The 15,507-nt window shown below is 64.3% G+C and carries 17 protein-coding genes and 1 pseudogene; 14 read left to right on the forward strand and 4 right to left on the reverse strand.

Annotated features, from left to right (window positions below):
* The first annotated feature begins 10 nt into the window (after positions 1–10).
* The 13 genes from nuoI (at position 11) to BBJ41_RS17805 (ending at position 11,522) form a co-directional block, all read left to right on the forward strand.
* Positions 11–499, forward strand: a complete 489-nt coding sequence (gene nuoI, locus BBJ41_RS17745; protein WP_009691265.1) for an NADH-quinone oxidoreductase subunit NuoI — start codon at positions 11–13, stop codon at positions 497–499.
* A 112-nt stretch (positions 500–611) separates the two neighbouring features.
* Entirely contained in the window at positions 612–1,262 is a 651-nt protein-coding gene (locus BBJ41_RS17750) for an NADH-quinone oxidoreductase subunit J (RefSeq protein ID WP_069747466.1), read from the forward strand.
* Between the two features lie 17 nt (positions 1,263–1,279).
* Entirely contained in the window at positions 1,280–1,585 is a 306-nt protein-coding gene (gene nuoK / locus BBJ41_RS17755) for an NADH-quinone oxidoreductase subunit NuoK (protein ID WP_004185739.1), read from the forward strand.
* Positions 1,586–1,602: 17 nt separating this feature from the next.
* On the forward strand, positions 1,603–3,657 hold the full coding sequence (gene nuoL, locus BBJ41_RS17760) for an NADH-quinone oxidoreductase subunit L (RefSeq protein WP_069747467.1): 2,055 nt from the start codon (positions 1,603–1,605) through the stop codon (positions 3,655–3,657).
* 16 nt (positions 3,658–3,673) lie between these two features.
* On the forward strand, positions 3,674–5,164 hold the full coding sequence (locus BBJ41_RS17765; RefSeq protein ID WP_069747468.1) for an NADH-quinone oxidoreductase subunit M: 1,491 nt from the start codon (positions 3,674–3,676) through the stop codon (positions 5,162–5,164).
* Positions 5,165–5,200: 36 nt separating this feature from the next.
* Positions 5,201–6,655, forward strand: coding sequence for an NADH-quinone oxidoreductase subunit NuoN (gene nuoN / locus BBJ41_RS17770; protein ID WP_175972756.1), 1,455 nt, complete (start codon positions 5,201–5,203; stop codon positions 6,653–6,655).
* On the forward strand, positions 6,655–6,951 hold the full coding sequence (locus tag BBJ41_RS17775; RefSeq protein ID WP_069747470.1) for a DUF2818 family protein: 297 nt from the start codon (positions 6,655–6,657) through the stop codon (positions 6,949–6,951). Before nuoN ends, BBJ41_RS17775 begins: the two co-directional genes overlap by 1 nt.
* A 39-nt stretch (positions 6,952–6,990) precedes the next feature.
* Positions 6,991–7,581 carry an NUDIX domain-containing protein gene (locus BBJ41_RS17780; RefSeq protein WP_069747471.1) on the forward strand — a complete coding sequence of 197 codons (591 nt, stop codon included), beginning with the start codon at positions 6,991–6,993 and terminating at the stop codon, positions 7,579–7,581.
* Positions 7,582–7,716: 135 nt separating this feature from the next.
* Positions 7,717–8,139 carry a DUF1178 family protein gene (locus tag BBJ41_RS17785; RefSeq protein ID WP_069747472.1) on the forward strand — a complete coding sequence of 141 codons (423 nt, stop codon included), beginning with the start codon at positions 7,717–7,719 and terminating at the stop codon, positions 8,137–8,139.
* 54 nt (positions 8,140–8,193) lie between these two features.
* A complete protein-coding gene (locus tag BBJ41_RS17790; RefSeq protein WP_069747473.1) occupies positions 8,194–9,390 on the forward strand; it encodes an acyl-CoA dehydrogenase family protein in 1,197 nt (398 codons plus the stop codon).
* A 25-nt stretch (positions 9,391–9,415) separates the two neighbouring features.
* On the forward strand, positions 9,416–10,549 hold the full coding sequence (locus BBJ41_RS17795) for an acyl-CoA dehydrogenase family protein (RefSeq protein WP_069747474.1): 1,134 nt from the start codon (positions 9,416–9,418) through the stop codon (positions 10,547–10,549).
* Between the two features lie 38 nt (positions 10,550–10,587).
* A complete protein-coding gene (locus tag BBJ41_RS17800; protein WP_069747751.1) occupies positions 10,588–11,049 on the forward strand; it encodes a MaoC family dehydratase in 462 nt (153 codons plus the stop codon).
* Complete coding sequence (locus tag BBJ41_RS17805) at positions 11,046–11,522, forward strand: MaoC family dehydratase (protein WP_069747475.1); 477 nt, start codon at positions 11,046–11,048, stop codon at positions 11,520–11,522. The genes BBJ41_RS17800 and BBJ41_RS17805 overlap by 4 nt, the downstream gene beginning before the upstream one ends.
* Before the next feature lie 47 nt (positions 11,523–11,569).
* On the opposite strand, the gene BBJ41_RS17810 is transcribed toward BBJ41_RS17805, so the two are convergent.
* From BBJ41_RS17810 to BBJ41_RS17820, 3 genes and pseudogenes are all read right to left on the reverse strand, one after another.
* Entirely contained in the window at positions 11,570–12,262 is a 693-nt protein-coding gene (locus BBJ41_RS17810; RefSeq protein WP_069747476.1) for a glutathione binding-like protein, read from the reverse strand.
* Positions 12,263–12,429: 167 nt separating this feature from the next.
* Positions 12,430–12,627: pseudogene (locus tag BBJ41_RS39230) on the reverse strand (phosphotransferase family protein); the annotation flags it as partial.
* A 15-nt stretch (positions 12,628–12,642) separates the two neighbouring features.
* Positions 12,643–13,434: an oxepin-CoA hydrolase, alternative type gene (locus BBJ41_RS17820; protein WP_069747478.1), complete on the reverse strand. Its 792-nt coding sequence runs from the start codon at positions 13,432–13,434 to the stop codon at positions 12,643–12,645.
* 201 nt (positions 13,435–13,635) lie between these two features.
* On the opposite strand from BBJ41_RS17820, the gene BBJ41_RS17825 reads away from it, so the two are divergent.
* Positions 13,636–14,292, forward strand: coding sequence for a glutathione S-transferase family protein (locus BBJ41_RS17825; RefSeq protein WP_069747479.1), 657 nt, complete (start codon positions 13,636–13,638; stop codon positions 14,290–14,292).
* A 41-nt stretch (positions 14,293–14,333) separates the two neighbouring features.
* Here BBJ41_RS17825 and BBJ41_RS17830 read toward each other — a convergent pair whose 3' ends face one another.
* A complete protein-coding gene (locus BBJ41_RS17830; protein WP_069747480.1) occupies positions 14,334–15,506 on the reverse strand; it encodes a pyridoxal phosphate-dependent aminotransferase in 1,173 nt (390 codons plus the stop codon).
* Position 15,507: the final 1 nt, after the last annotated feature.

The raw sequence follows: 15,507 nt of genomic DNA on the forward strand, positions 1-15,507 counted from the left end.
GGACGAAATCATGACGGCTATCCAACACTTCTTTAAGACCTTCTTCCTGACCGAGCTGCTGAAGGGGCTCGCGCTGACCGGTCGTTACACGTTCAAGCGCAAGTTCACCGTGCAGTTCCCGGAAGAAAAGACCCCGATTTCGCCGCGCTTTCGCGGGCTGCATGCGCTGCGCCGCTACGAGAACGGCGAAGAGCGCTGCATTGCGTGCAAGCTGTGCGAGGCCGTGTGCCCCGCAATGGCGATCACGATCGAATCGGAAACGCGCGCGGACAACACGCGCCGCACGACGCGCTACGACATCGACCTGACGAAGTGCATCTTCTGCGGTTTTTGCGAAGAGAGCTGCCCGGTCGATTCGATCGTCGAGACGCAGATTCTCGAGTACCACGGCGAAAAGCGCGGCGACCTGTATTTCACGAAGGAAATGCTGCTCGCGGTGGGCGATCGCTACGAGAAGGACATCGCAGCGGCGAAGGCTGCCGACGCGCCGTATCGTTGATTGTGTTTGCAGTGCCGGCCCGAAGCACGGGCCGAGCCGCCGCGACGGGTGCGGCACGCGAGAGCGTCCCGCAAGCCGCGCCTGACTATGGCCTAACGATGAACCGGTAATCATGGAATTCACGACCGTACTGTTCTACATCTTCGCGCTGCTCCTGGTGGTATCAGGGCTGAAGGTGATCACTTCGCGCAACCCGGTGGCGTCTGCGCTTTTCCTTGTGCTGGCGTTCTTCAACGCCGCCGCGATCTGGATGCTGCTGGAAGCGGAGTTCCTCGCGATCCTGCTGGTGCTGGTGTACGTGGGCGCGGTGATGGTGCTGTTCCTGTTCGTCGTGATGATGCTGGACATCAACATCGATTACCTGCGCCGCGACTTCAAGCGCTTCGTGCCGATGGCGACCGTGGTCGGCGCGATCATCGTGATCGAGACCGCGCTGATCCTGTGGCGCGGCTACGGCGACACGCAAACCGTGCACGCAATGGCGACGGGCGAGATGGCCAACTGGTCGAACACACGACTGATCGGCAAGGTGATCTACACCGACTACATCTTCGCGTTCGAAATCGCCGGCCTCGTGCTGCTGGTCGCCATCATTGCCGCGATCGGGCTGACCGAGCGCAAGGGCAAGGACAGCAAGCGCCAGCGCGTGTCGGATCAGGTCAAGGTGCGCCGCAACGATCGCGTGCGCCTCGTGAAGATGGACGCGGAAAAGCCGCAGCCGGAAACGGCGCAGAGCGAAGCCGGTTCGAGCACCAACGGCTAAGCGGAGGAAAGAAAACCATGTTGACTCTTGCTCACTACCTCGTGCTCGGCGCGATCCTCTTTGCGATCGCGATCGTCGGGATTTTCCTGAACCGCCGCAACATCATCATCATCCTGATGGCGATCGAACTGATGCTGCTGGCGGTGAACACCAACTTCGTCGCGTTCTCGCACTACCTCGGCGATGTGCACGGCCAGATCTTCGTGTTCTTCGTGCTGACCGTCGCTGCAGCGGAAGCTGCGATCGGTCTTGCGATTCTGGTGACCCTGTTCCGTAAGCTCGACACGATCAATGTCGAGGATCTCGATCAGCTCAAAGGTTAATTTCAGGCAACGCTGTTATGTCAACGACACTCAATGAAAACCTGCTGCTGGCGATTCCGCTCGCTCCGCTGGCCGGCTCGCTGATTGCGGGGCTGTTCGGGAACGCAGTCGGGCGCAAGGGCGCACACCGGATCACGATCCTCGGCGTAATGATCGCGTTCCTCCTGTCGGCGAAAGTCTTCTTCGACGTGACGGGCGGCGCAAGCTTCAACGCGACCGTCTACGAATGGATGAACGTCGGCTCGCTGAAGCTCGAAGTCGGCTTCCTCGTCGATTCGCTGACCGCGATGATGATGGTCGTCGTGACCTTCGTCTCGCTGATGGTGCACATCTACACGATCGGCTACATGGCGGAAGAGGACGGCTACCAGCGCTTCTTCTCGTACATCTCGCTATTCACGTTCTCGATGCTGATGCTCGTGATGAGCAACAACTTCCTGCAGCTGTTCTTCGGCTGGGAAGCGGTGGGTCTGGTGTCGTACCTGCTGATCGGCTTCTACTTCACGCGTGAGAGCGCGATCTACGCGAACATGAAGGCGTTCCTCGTGAACCGCGTGGGCGACTTCGGCTTCCTGCTCGGCATCGGCCTGCTGCTCGCGTTCGCCGGCTCGATGAACTACGGCGAAGTGTTCGCGAAGCGCGCAGAGCTCGCGAGCCTGCACTTCCCGGGCACCGACTGGGGCCTGCTGACCGTTGCCTGTATCTGCCTGTTCATCGGCGCGATGGGTAAATCGGCTCAGTTCCCGCTGCACGTGTGGCTGCCGGACTCGATGGAAGGCCCGACCCCGATCTCGGCGCTGATTCACGCGGCGACGATGGTGACGGCCGGTATCTTCATGGTGTCGCGCATGTCGCCGCTGTTCGAGCTGTCGGACACCGCGCTGTCGTTCGTCACGGTGATCGGCGCGATCACGGCGCTCTTCATGGGCTTCCTCGGCATCATCCAGAACGACATCAAGCGCGTGGTTGCGTATTCGACGCTGTCGCAGCTCGGCTACATGACCGTCGCGCTCGGCGTGTCCGCGTACCCGGTCGCGTTGTTCCACCTGATGACGCACGCGTTCTTCAAGGCGCTGCTGTTCCTCGGCGCCGGCTCGGTCATCATGGGCATGCACCACGACCAGGACATCCGCAACATGGGCGGCCTGCGCAAGTACATGCCGATCACGTGGATCACGTCGCTCGTCGGTTCGCTCGCGCTGATCGGCACGCCGTTCTTCTCGGGCTTCTACTCGAAGGACTCGATCATCGACGCGGTGAAGCTGTCGCACCTGCCGGGTTCGGGCTTCGCGTACTTCGCGGTCGTCGCGAGCGTGTTCGTCACGGCGCTGTACTCGTTCCGCATGTACTTCCTGGTGTTCCACGGCGAAGAGCGCTTCCGCAAGCCGAAGCATCCGGAGTCGCCGATGGGCATGGCGGCCGCGCACGGCCACGACGACCACGGCCATGGCCACGGTCATGACGATCACGCGCACGAGCCGCACGAGACCCCGTGGGTCGTGTGGGTGCCGCTGGTCCTGCTGGCGATCCCGTCGGTGATCATCGGTGCGATCGCGGTCGGCCCGATGCTGTTCGGCGACTTCTTCCAGCACGGCGTGGCATTCGACAAGGTGATCTTCATCGGCGAAAACCACCCGGCGCTGGCCGAGATGGCCGAAGAGTTCCACGGCTGGGTGGGCATGGGCCTGCACTCGGTGTCGGGCCTGCCGGTCTGGCTCGCGCTCGCCGGTGTCGTCGTCGCATGGTTCCTGTACCTGAAGCGTCCGGATCTGCCGGCGTCGATCCGCCGCGCGTTCGGCCCGATCTACACGCTGCTGGACAACAAGTACTACATGGACAAGATCAACGAAGTGGTGTTCGCCCGCGGTTCGGTGGCGATTGGCCGGGGCCTGTGGAAGGAAGGTGACGTCGTCGTGATCGACGGCCTCGTCAACGGCAGCGCCCGGTTCATCGGCTGGTTCGCCAGCGTGATCCGCTTCCTCCAATCCGGTTACATCTATCACTACGCGTTCGCCATGATCATCGGCATGCTGGGGCTCCTGACCCTGTTTGTAACGCTCGGCGGCAAATAAGGCGGGGGGACAACTAATGCACGCTTTTCCGATTCTCAGTACCGCGATCTGGCTGCCGATCGTTTTCGGCCTCCTCGTGCTTGCGGTGGGTAACGATAAAAATCCGGGGACGGCCCGCTGGGTCGCGCTGATCGGTTCGCTGCTCGGGCTGGCGGTCACGATTCCGCTGATCACGGGCTTCGACTCGAGCACGGCTGCGCTGCAGTTCGTCGAGAAGTCGACCTGGATCGAGCGCTTCGACATCGCGTACCACCTCGGCGTCGACGGCATCTCGATGTGGTTCGTCGTGCTGACCGCGCTGATCACGGTGATCGTCGTGATCGCCGCGTGGGAAGTGATCACCGAGAACGTCGCGCAGTACCTCGCCGCGTTCCTGATCCTGTCCGGGATCATGATCGGCGTGTTCTCGTCGGCCGACGGCCTGCTGTTCTACGTGTTCTTCGAAGCAACCCTGATCCCGATGTACATCATCATCGGCGTGTGGGGTGGCCCGAACCGCGTGTATGCGGCGTTCAAGTTCTTCCTGTACACGCTGGCCGGCTCGCTGCTGATGCTGGTCGCGCTGATCTACCTGTACACGGAAACGCATTCGTTCGACCTGGCGACCTGGCAGAACGCGAAGATCGCGATGACGCCACAGATCCTGCTGTTCATTGCGTTCTTCCTCGCGTTCGCGGTGAAGGTGCCGATGTGGCCGGTGCACACGTGGCTGCCGGACGCGCACGTGGAAGCGCCGACGGGCGGCTCGGTCGTGCTGGCCGCGATCATGCTGAAGCTCGGCGCGTACGGTTTCCTGCGCTTCTCGCTGCCGATCACGCCTGACGCAAGCCACTTCCTGGCACCGGTCGTGATCACGCTGTCGCTGATCGCGGTGATCTACATCGGCCTCGTCGCGATGGTGCAGGCCGACATGAAGAAGCTGGTCGCGTATTCGTCGATCGCACACATGGGCTTCGTCACGCTCGGCTTCTTCATCTTCAACCAGCTCGGCGTCGAAGGCGCGATCATCCAGATGATCTCGCACGGCTTCGTGTCGGGCGCGATGTTCCTCTGCATCGGCGTGCTGTACGACCGCGTGCACTCGCGCCAGATCGCCGATTACGGTGGTGTCGTCAACGTGATGCCTAAGTTCGCGGCATTCGCGATGCTGTTCTCGATGGCCAACTGCGGCCTGCCGGGTACGTCGGGTTTCGTCGGCGAGTTCATGGTGATTCTCGCAGCCGTCCAGTACAACTTCTGGATCGCATTCGGCGCGGCGTTCACGCTGATCCTCGGTGCCGCTTACACGCTGTGGATGTACAAGCGCGTGTACTTCGGCGCGGTCGCGAACGATCACGTCGCCAAGTTGAAGGACATCGGCCGTCGCGAGTTCCTGATGCTGGCCGTGCTTGCCGCGTTCACGCTGCTGATGGGCCTGTACCCGAAGCCTTTCACGGACGTGATGCACGTTTCCGTGGAAAACCTCCTCTCCCACGTCGCGCAGTCGAAGCTGCCGCTGGCCCAGTAATCGCGAGCGGAGGAAACCAAGACCATGAATGCTCCTATGAATGTCCTGTTGCCTGACGCGCTGGTGATGGCCGCCATCGTCGTCGCATGGCTGAACGACACCTTTACCGGTGCTTCCGGCCGCCGCCTGACCTATCTGATCGCGGTCGTCTCGTCGGTCGTCGCCGGCGTGTGGTTCGCGGTGCAGTCGCTCGACCCGCAGCAGTACTACTTCTTCTCGAAGATGGTCGTCGTCGACTCGTTCGCGAGCATGATGAAGGCTGTCGTGTCGTTCGGTTTCGCAGTCTCGCTCGTCTATTCGCGCAAGTACCTCGAAGATCGCGACATGTTCCGCGGCGACGTGTTCCTGCTCGGCATGTTCTCGCTGCTCGGCCAGCTGGTCATGGTGTCGGGCAACAACTTCCTGACGCTGTATCTCGGTCTCGAACTGATGTCGCTGTCGCTGTATGCAGTCATCGCGCTGCGCCGCGACGCTCCGCAATCGAGCGAAGCCGCGATGAAGTACTACGTGCTGGGTGCGCTCGCGTCGGGCTTCGTGCTGTACGGCATCTCGATGCTCTACGGCGCGACCGGCTCGCTCGAGCTGGGCGAGGTGTACAAGGCGGTCGGCGGCAACACCGATGCAGCCGTGCTGATGTTCGGCGTGGTCTTCATCGTCGCCGGTATCGCCTTCAAGCTCGGCGCCGTGCCGTTCCACATGTGGGTGCCGGACGTCTACCAGGGCGCACCGACCGCAATGACGCTGTTCGTCGGCGGCGGCCCGAAGGTTGCCGCATTCGCGTGGGGTCTGCGCTTCCTGGTGATGGGCCTGCTGCCGCTTGCACAGAACTGGCAGACCGCGCTCGTGATCCTCGCCGCGCTGTCGCTGATCGTCGGCAACATCACGGGTATCGTCCAGCGCAACATCAAGCGGATGCTCGCGTATTCGGCGATCTCGAACATGGGCTTCGTGCTGCTCGGCCTGCTCGCCGGTATCGTGAAGGGCGACGCGGCGGCTCCGGCCAATGCATACAGCTCGGCGATGTTCTACGCGATCGTCTACCTGATCACGACGCTCGGTTCGTTCGGCGTGGTGATGCTGCTCGCGCGCCGCGATTTCGAAGCGGAAACGATCGACGACTTCAAGGGCCTCAACAAGCGCAGCCCGGTGTTCGCGTTCGTGATGATGGTCATGATGTTCTCGCTGGCCGGCATTCCGCCGACCGTCGGCTTCTACGCGAAGCTCGCCGTGCTCGAGGCCACCGTCAACGCGGGCCTCACGTGGCTGGCCGTGCTGGCCGTGATCACGTCGCTGTTCGGCGCGTTCTACTACCTGCGCATCGTGAAGCTGATGTACTTCGATGCACCGCAGGATTCGACGCCGATCTCGGGCGATTTCTGCAAGCGCACGATCCTCGTGCTGAACGGCCTCGCGGTCGTCGTGCTCGGCCTGATCCCGAGCCCGCTGCTGACGGCGTGCCTGCAGGCAATCCGTCACACGCTGCCGCTGTAATGTCGGCAGCCGGCTGGTTCATCGTGCTGTTGGCGCTCGTAGGCGCCAACCTGCCGTTCCTGAACCAACGCCTCTTCGCCGTCGTGCCGTTCGGCGCGGCGAAGAAGAGCGGGTGGGTGCGGATCGGCGAACTGATCGTGCTGTACTTCATCGTCGGCGCACTCGGCTTCTGGCTCGAGTCGCGCGCCGGCAACCGCTTTGAACAGGGCTGGCAGTTCTACGCGATCACGTTCAGTCTTTTCGTCGTGTTCGCGTTTCCCGGCTTCACGTTCCAGTATCTCGTCAAACGACGCTGACGGCTCCGGCCGTCCGTCGCGCTCATCCAGGAGCCGCCGATGGCCGAACTACCCAATCACGACGCCGCACTGACCGAAACCTGCCTCGAAAGCGAGGCAATCTTCGACGGCGCGTTCCTCAAGCTCAAGCGCGATACCGTCCGTCTGCCGGACGGCAAGAAGGCGCTGCGCGAATACGTGCAGCATCCGGGCGCGGTGATGGTGATCCCGCTGTTCGATGACGGTCGCGTGCTGATGGAAAGCCAGTACCGCTATCCGATCGGCAAGGTGATGGCCGAATTCCCGGCCGGCAAGCTCGATCCGAACGAAGGCGCGCTCGCGTGCGCGGTGCGCGAACTGCGCGAGGAAACGGGTTACACGGCGCGCGAATATGTGTTCCTGACCCGCATTCACCCGATCATTTCCTACTCGACCGAATTCATCGACCTGTATCTCGCGCGCGGATTGACCGCTGGCGAGCGCAAGCTCGACGAAGGCGAATTCCTCGAAACCTTCACCGCCACGCAGGCCGACCTGCAGGAGTGGGTGCGCACGGGCCAGATCTCTGACGTAAAGACGATCATCGGCACGATGTGGCTCGAGAAGGTGCTGTCCGGCACGTGGCCGCTCGGGCCGGTCCTGACGCCCTGAGCAGGGCGTCAGCGGCGGGCGGGACGCCGCGTTACAATCCGGTGACGCGGCGCGCTCGCGTCGCGCGATCGGGTTTAGCACGGTCGTTCACAAAATCGCTTTTTGCGCTACACTCGCCACACGCCCTGATTCAGCATGAAGGTCCTCGATTTACAGTGCCCGCACGGTCATCGGTTTGAAGGCTGGTTTGCTTCCGCCGATGAATTCGAAGCGCAGTTGTCCCGCAAGCTGGTCGAATGTCCGGTGTGCGGGACGACCGAGGTCAACCGTCTGCCGTCGGCGCCGCGCCTGAACCTGTCGGGCGCGACGCAGGCGCAGCCGGCCGATCCGCGCGCGCTGCAGGCGCAGGTGATGCGCGCGTTGCGCGAGGTGCTGGAGAAGACCGAGAACGTGGGCGAGCGCTTCGCCGAGGAAGCGCGGCGCATCCATTACAACGAGGCGCCGGCACGCAGCATTCGTGGCGTCACGACGCCCGAAGATGCGCAATCCTTGGCTGAAGAAGGCATTGAAGTGATGCCGCTGCCTATTCCTGCCGCGCTGAAAGAACCGCTGCAATGACGTACGCAGTGTGTCCTTGCCGGGCCGGATGGCCGCGGCCAGGAGACACTGCGCATGGATCTGGATTATTCCCCCGCCGACGACGCGTTCCGCGTCGACGTCCGCGCCTGGCTCGAGGCTAATCTGCCTCACGCACTGCGCGCCAAAGTACTCGATCACAAACGACTCGACCGCGAGGATTTCGCGAGCTGGCACCGGATTCTCGGCCAGCGCGGCTGGTCCGCGCCTGCGTGGCCGGCCGAATACGGCGGCCCGGGCTGGAACGCGACGCAGCGACACATCTGGGACGAGGAGTGCGCGCGGCTCGGTGCGCCGACCGTGCTGCCGTTCGGCGTGTCGATGGTCGCGCCGGTGCTGATGAAATACGGCAGCGAAGCGCAGAAGCGCCACTATCTGCCGCGCATTCTCGACGGCTCGGACTGGTGGTGCCAGGGCTACTCGGAGCCGGGCTCCGGATCCGACCTCGCGTCGCTGCGCACGCGCGCGGAGCGCCGCGGCGATCACTACGTCGTCAACGGCCAGAAGACCTGGACGACGCTCGGCCAGTACGCCGACATGATGTTCTGCCTCGTGCGCACCGATCCGGATGCGAAGAAGCAGGAAGGCATCTCGTTCCTGCTGATCGACATGAAGACGCCCGGCATCACGGTGCGGCCGATCATCACGCTCGACGAGGATCACGAGGTTAACGAGGTGTTCTTCGAGGACGTGAAGGTGCCGCTCGAGAATCTCGTCGGCGACGAGAACCGCGGCTGGACCTATGCGAAATACCTGCTTGGCCATGAGCGCACCGGCATCGCGCGCGTCGGCGCGTCGAAGCGCGAACTCGCGTTCCTGAAGCGCGTGGCATCGAACCAGCGCAAGAACGGCAAGCCGTTGCTGGCCGATCCGGTGTTCGCCGCGAAGGTCGCGGCGCTCGAAGTCGAGCTGATGGCGCTCGAGGTGACGGTGCTGCGCGTCGTCAGCGGCGAGACGAGCGGCAAGGGGCCGGGCCCCGAGGCGTCGATGCTGAAGATCAAGGGCACCGAAGTGCAGCAGGCGCTCACCGAGTTGATGTTCGACGCGATCGGTCCGCTCGCCGCGCCGTTCGACCTGCCGTTCCTCGAAGGCGAGCGCGAACACAGCATCGCGGGCGACGACGATGCGGCGCCGCTCGCCGCGTACTACTTCAATTACCGGAAGACGTCGATCTACGGCGGTTCGAACGAAATCCAGAAGAACATCATCGCGCAGATGATTCTGGGTCTGTGAACAGGGAACGGGATCGGAGACAACCATGGATTTCAGCTTTACCGATGAGCAGCAGCAGTTTGCCGACGCGCTGCGCCGGTATCTCGGCGAGCAATACGGCTTCGATGCGCGTCGCGCGATCGTGCATGGCGACACGGGCGTGTCGGACACGCAATGGAGCGCGTTCACCGAACTCGGGCTGACCGCGCTGCCCGTGCCGGAAGCGCAGGGCGGCTTCGGTGGCGGCCCGGTCGACATGCTGGTCGTGATGCAGGAGCTTGGCCGCGCGCTCGTGATCGAACCATACTGGGCAACGGCCGTCGGCGTCGAGGCATTGCGCATCGCCGGTTCGGGCGCGGGCGAGGATGCCGCGTTGCTGGAGGCGGTCGCGCAGGGGCAGAAGCGCTTGGCGGTCGCGTTCCACGAGCCGCATGCGCGCTACGACCTGTTCGAGCTCGACACGCACGCGCGCGAACAGGGCGGTACTTACCGGCTGACCGGCACCAAGTCGGTCGTTCAGCACGGTGCGCAGGCGCATGCGTGGATCGTGCCGGCGCGCGTCGACGGCGGTGGCATCGGTCTCTTTGTCGTCGAACGGGACGCTGCGAACGCGAAGGTGGTCGATTACCGCACGATCGACGGCCAGCGCGCCGCGACGATCGCGTTCGATGAAACGCCCGCCCGACTGCTGACGGGCGGGGCGCGCGACACGGCGGCGCTCGAGCAGATCGCCGATTACGCGACGTTCCTGCTGTGTGCGGAAGCGGTCGGCGCACTCGACGAACTGAATCGCGCGACGGTCGAATACACGAAGACGCGCGAGCAGTTCGGTGTGCCGATTGCACGCTTCCAGGCGCTGCAGCACCGGATGGTCGACATGCTGATCCATGCCGAGCAGGCGCGTTCGCTGACCTACCTGGCGGCGGTGCGTTACGCGAGCGGCGACGCCGATGCGCGACGCAAGGCCGTATCGGCCGCGAAGGCGCGCGTCGGCGCGGCCGCTCGCTTCGTCGGCCAGCAGGCCGTGCAACTGCACGGCGGCATGGGCGTGACCGACGAGGTTGCCGCCGCGCACCTGTTCAAGCGGCTGTCGATCATCGAGACGACGCTCGGCGACACCGATCATCATCTTGCCCGCATCGTGGCGCTGCCCGACTTCGCGCAGACCGACGCGGCATGACGGCGACGCGCGAGCGCGCCAGACAAGGAGACGCACAAGTGGGTATCAGTTACGAAGACATGGTGGTTGGCAGTACCACCGAAGTGGGCAGCTACACGTTCGAGCCCGACGACATCAAGGCGTTCGCGCAACGCTACGATCCGCAGCCGTTCCATCTCGACGAGGAGGCGGGGAAGGCGTCGCCGTTCGGCGGGCTCGTCGCGAGCGGCTGGCATACGTGCTCGGTGTTCATGAGCCTGCTCATCAAGAAGCTCGGGCCGGATTCGACCAGCATGGGCTCGCCCGGCATCGACTCGATTCGCTGGCTCAAGCCGGTGCGTGCCGGCGACACGATCACGATGCACCAGAAGGTCCACGACAAGCGCGTTTCGGAGAGCAAGCCCGATCGCGGCATCGTGTCGACGGAGTGGATCGGCACCAACAGCCGCGGCGAGACGGTGATCACCGTGCACACCAAGGTGATTTTCGGGTTGCGCCATCCGGGAGGGACGAACGCATGACCGACGTGACATTGCCGCTGATCGCATCGGTGCAGGCGCTGCAGGCACGCGTCGGCGAGGCGCCGCTCGCGAGCGGCTGGATCTCGATCGACCAGCAGCGCGTCGACGGTTTCGCCGAGGCGACCGGCGATCATCAATGGATTCACGTCGATCCCGAACGCGCGCGGCGCGAGTCGCCGTTCGGCGGGCCGATCGCGCACGGGTTCCTGACGCTGTCGCTGATTCCCGTGCTGATGACCGACGCGATGCGCTTCGAGCAGAAGATGGGCGTGAACTACGGGCTGAACCGCGTGCGGTTCCTGAAGCCGGTGCCGGTCGGTGCACGCGTGCGCGCGCTGTTTGCGGTGAAGGAAACCGCCGAGGCCGCGCGAGGCGGCGTGCAGGTGACGTGGTCGGTGTCGATGCAGATCGAGCGTCCCGACGCGCCGTTGCCCGTCTGCGCCGCGGAATTCATCACGCTGCATTACTTCTGAAGCGCGGGGCGGCATGCACGGATGCCGCCCCGCCCGTCACGTGCGTGTCAGTGCTTCGCGTATTGCGTCGCGCCGAACAGCACCTCGCGTGCCTTGTCGTCCTGCAGCGCCTTGCGCATCGACGCGAGCACCTCGACGCCGCGCTGCACGGCCGGCCGTGCAGCGATCGCCTCGTGCCAGCGCTTCACGTTCGGCAACTCGTCGAGCACGATGCCCTGGTTCTGCCACGAGCGTGTCCACGGAAACGTCGCAATGTCCGCGATCGTGTACGCGTCGCCCGCGAGATATTCCGATTCGCCGAGACGCTTTTCCATCACGTTGTACAGGCGCTTCGCTTCGTTCGTGTAGCGGTTGACCGCGTACTCGATCTTTTCCGGCGCATACAGGCGGAAGTGGTGCGCCTGCCCGAGCATCGGGCCGACACCGCCCATCTGGAACATCAGCCACTCGAGCGTCGCATAGCGCGCGGCCGGATCGGTCGGCAGGAACTTGCCGGTCTTCTCCGCGAGGTAGATCAGGATCGCGCCCGATTCGAACAGCGAGATCGGCGTGCCGCCGGGGCCTTCCGGATCGACGATCGCGGGGATCTTGTTGTTCGGGCTGATCTTCAGGAACTCGGGCTTGAACTGGTCGCCTGCGCCGATATCGACCGGAAGTGCGCGATACGCGAGGCCTGTTTCCTCGAGCATGATGTGCACCTTGTGGCCGTTCGGGGTCGCCCAGCTATAGACGTCGATCATCGTCAACTCCTTTGTGGCATGCGCGAAAACGGCGCGGGGGGCGCGCCGCGACAGGCGGTCATTAGAGCATGGATCGACGCGGGCTGCTGACGGCGAAAACGTGCGTGCCGACGCGTGGGCACACGCAAACGGGCGATGACCGCCGACGCCGCGCGCGGCTTTCGCTGACGCACTTTCTGCGCGTACCGCCACGCGAGTTCCGCCATCGGGCGCGTGCGCCGTCCGGCATCCAGCGCCTGCGCGCTCGACGCGGTGCCGTCGACGACGCGCTTCATGATGCCCTGCAGGATCGCCGCGATACGGAACATGTCGTTGGCCAGGTAGACGTCCCCGTCGGCGCGGATCGTCGGGCCGGCTCGTTCGCAACAGGGCATGACGGATCAGCGTTTGTAGCGGGGCTGGCGTTTCTCGAGAAAGGCCGTGATGCCTTCGAGCCCGTCCGCATGATGCAGCGACGCGACGAAGTGATCGCGCTCGGTGCCGAGATGCGCTTCGAGCGGTTGCATCGTCGCATCGTCGAGCAGCGACTTGATGCGCGTGAGCGCATTCGGCGAGATGCCGGCGAGTGCGTCGGCCCATGCAAGCGCGTCGGTCAGCGCCGCGCCGGGCACCGCAAGACGGTTGACCACGCCGAGCGTGTGCAGGCGATCGGCCGCGATCGGCTTGCCTTCGAACAGGATCTCGGCCGCGATAGCACGCGGCAGCGTGCGAGCGAGGAACCACGACCCGCCGCCGTCGGGCGTCAGGCCGACGCGTGCATACGACATCACGAATTTCGCGTCGTGCGCGGCGACGATCAGGTCGCATGCGAGTGCGAGCGAGAAGCCGGCGCCGGCCGCGGCGCCTTCGACTGCCGCGATCACCGGCTTCGTCGACGCGCGGATCGCCGCAACCCAGGCAGCGAGCTGATCGATGCTGTCGGCCTGGTGGGCCGGATCCTTCGAGCGGTTGTCGAGCAGCCGGTTCAGGTTGCCGCCCGCGCAGAAGAAGCGGTCGGCGCCCGTCAGCACGACCGCGCGAATCTGCGGATCGCGCTCGGCCGTGGCGAGCGCTTCGACGCCGGCCGCGTACATGTCGGGATGCAGCGCGTTGCGCGCGCCGGGATTGGATAACGTGAGGACGAGCGTCGAATCGCTCTCGGGCGGACGCGAGGCCAGCAGTTCAGCACTCATGCGAGTGTGTCTCCATCGGATGGCGACGCTGGGGCGCCGCGCGTGTGATGTGGGCAGGCGAGGTCGCTGCCGTAACGGATGCAATGTTGTCGTGACGGACACGAAACTGTTTTAGACTAGCACGAACGTGCTTTTCAGCGCGACGAATCCCGATGCGGCCGGCACCGTTGCGGCCGCGCTCCAGCAAGGAAGGAGACTCCGATGCTACAGCTGTGCGGTATTCCGTTGTCCAACTATTACAACAAGGTGAAGTTCGTCCTGCTCGAGCACGACATCCCGTTCGAGGAGTCGGTGTGCGGGTTGCCGATCAGCGATCCGGCCCAGCTCGCCGATTCGCCGCTCGGCAAGATTCCGTTCCTGAAGACCGAAGAAGGCGCGCTGTTCGAGTCGCAGGTCATCATCGAATACCTGGCGGCGCGTTATCCCGAGAAAGCCATTTTCCCGTCGGCGCCGTTCGCGGCCGCGAAGGTGCGCGAACTGGTCGAGACGCTCGAGCTGTATCTCGAATGGGTGGCGCGCGAGGTCTACACGGAAGCGTTTTTCGGCGGCAAGGTCAGCGACGGAATGAAGGCGCATGTCGAGAAGCGCCTGCCGCGCGCGATCGATGCGTTCAAGCAGATGACGCAATTCTCGCCGTATGTGCTCGGCGAGTCGTTCAGCCTCGCGGACATCGCCGCGTCGATCCATCTTCCGATCATCGGGATGGCGACGAAGGCCGTGTTCGGCCGCGACTTCCTGCTCGATGCCGGCATCGACTGGAAGGCGCATGCGAAGAAGGTCGGTGAGCGCGCAGCCGCGCAGCGCGTGGCGGCCGAGCGCAAGGTTTATATCGAGTCGACCAGCGGCGCGCGTTCTTAAGCGCGGCACCGGCGGGCGGCGCATGGCCGCCCGTGCCGGGCTTACAGGCTGGCGAGCCGTTCGAGCGCGGACGCGAGCGTGCTTTCCTGTTTCGCGAAGCAGAAACGCACGACACCCGATTCGTGCGGCTCGTGATAGAACGCCGACACCGGAATGGCCGCCACGCCGATCTCCGACGTGAGCCACTTCGAGAATTCCGCTTCGGGCAGGTCGCTGATCGCCGAGTAATCGACGCACTGGAAGTACGTGCCCGTGCACGGCAGCAGCTTGAAGCGCGTGCGCTCGAGGCCTGCGCGGAAGAAGTCGCGCTTCTTCTGGTAGAAGCCGGCGAGCGTCAGGTACGGTGCCGGGTCGCGCAGGTAGTCAGCGAGCCCGATCTGCATCGGCGTGTTCACCGTGAACACGTTGAACTGGTGGACCTTGCGGAATTCCGCGGTCAGCGCGGCAGGCGCCGCGACATAGCCGACCTTCCAGCCCGTCACGTGATAAGTCTTGCCGAAGCTCGACACGATGAAGCTGCGTGCGGCGAGTTCCGGATAGCGCGCGACGCTCTCGTGGCGCGCGCCGTCATAGACCATGTGCTCGTAGACCTCGTCGGACAGGATCAGCACGTTGGTGCCGCGCACGATTTCCTCGAGCTTGCGCATGTCCGCCTCGCGCCACACGGTACCCGTCGGGTTATGCGGCGTGTTGATCAGGATCATGCGCGTTTTCGGCGTGATCGCGGCCGCGAGACGGTCGAACGGGATCGCATAGTCGGGCGCTTCCAGCGTGACGAACACCGGCTTGCCGCCCGCGAGTTCGATCGACGGCAGGTAGCTGTCGTAGGTCGGTTCGACGACGATCACCTCATCGCCCGGATGCACCGCGCACAGGATCGCCGTCAGCAGCGCCTGCGTCGCGCCCGCCGTCACGGTGATTTCGGTGGCGGGGTCGTAGCGCCGGCCGTAGATTTGCGCGATCTTGTCGGCGATCGCGTCGCGCAGCGGCGCGACGCCGGCCATCGGCGGATACTGGTTGTGCCCGTTGCGCATCGCGGTCGTGACCGCATCGACGATGCGCGGGTCGCAATCGAAATCCGGGAAACCCTGGCCGAGGTTCACGGCGCCTTTTTCGGCGGCAAGCGCGCTCATGACCGTGAAGATCGTCGTGCCGACGTTCGGCAGGCGCGAGGGGAAAACGGGAGTCGTTGGCATGTCTGAAGGAGCGTTCATC

Source organism: Burkholderia stabilis (genome assembly GCF_001742165.1).
Lineage (GTDB): Bacteria > Pseudomonadota > Gammaproteobacteria > Burkholderiales > Burkholderiaceae > Burkholderia > Burkholderia stabilis.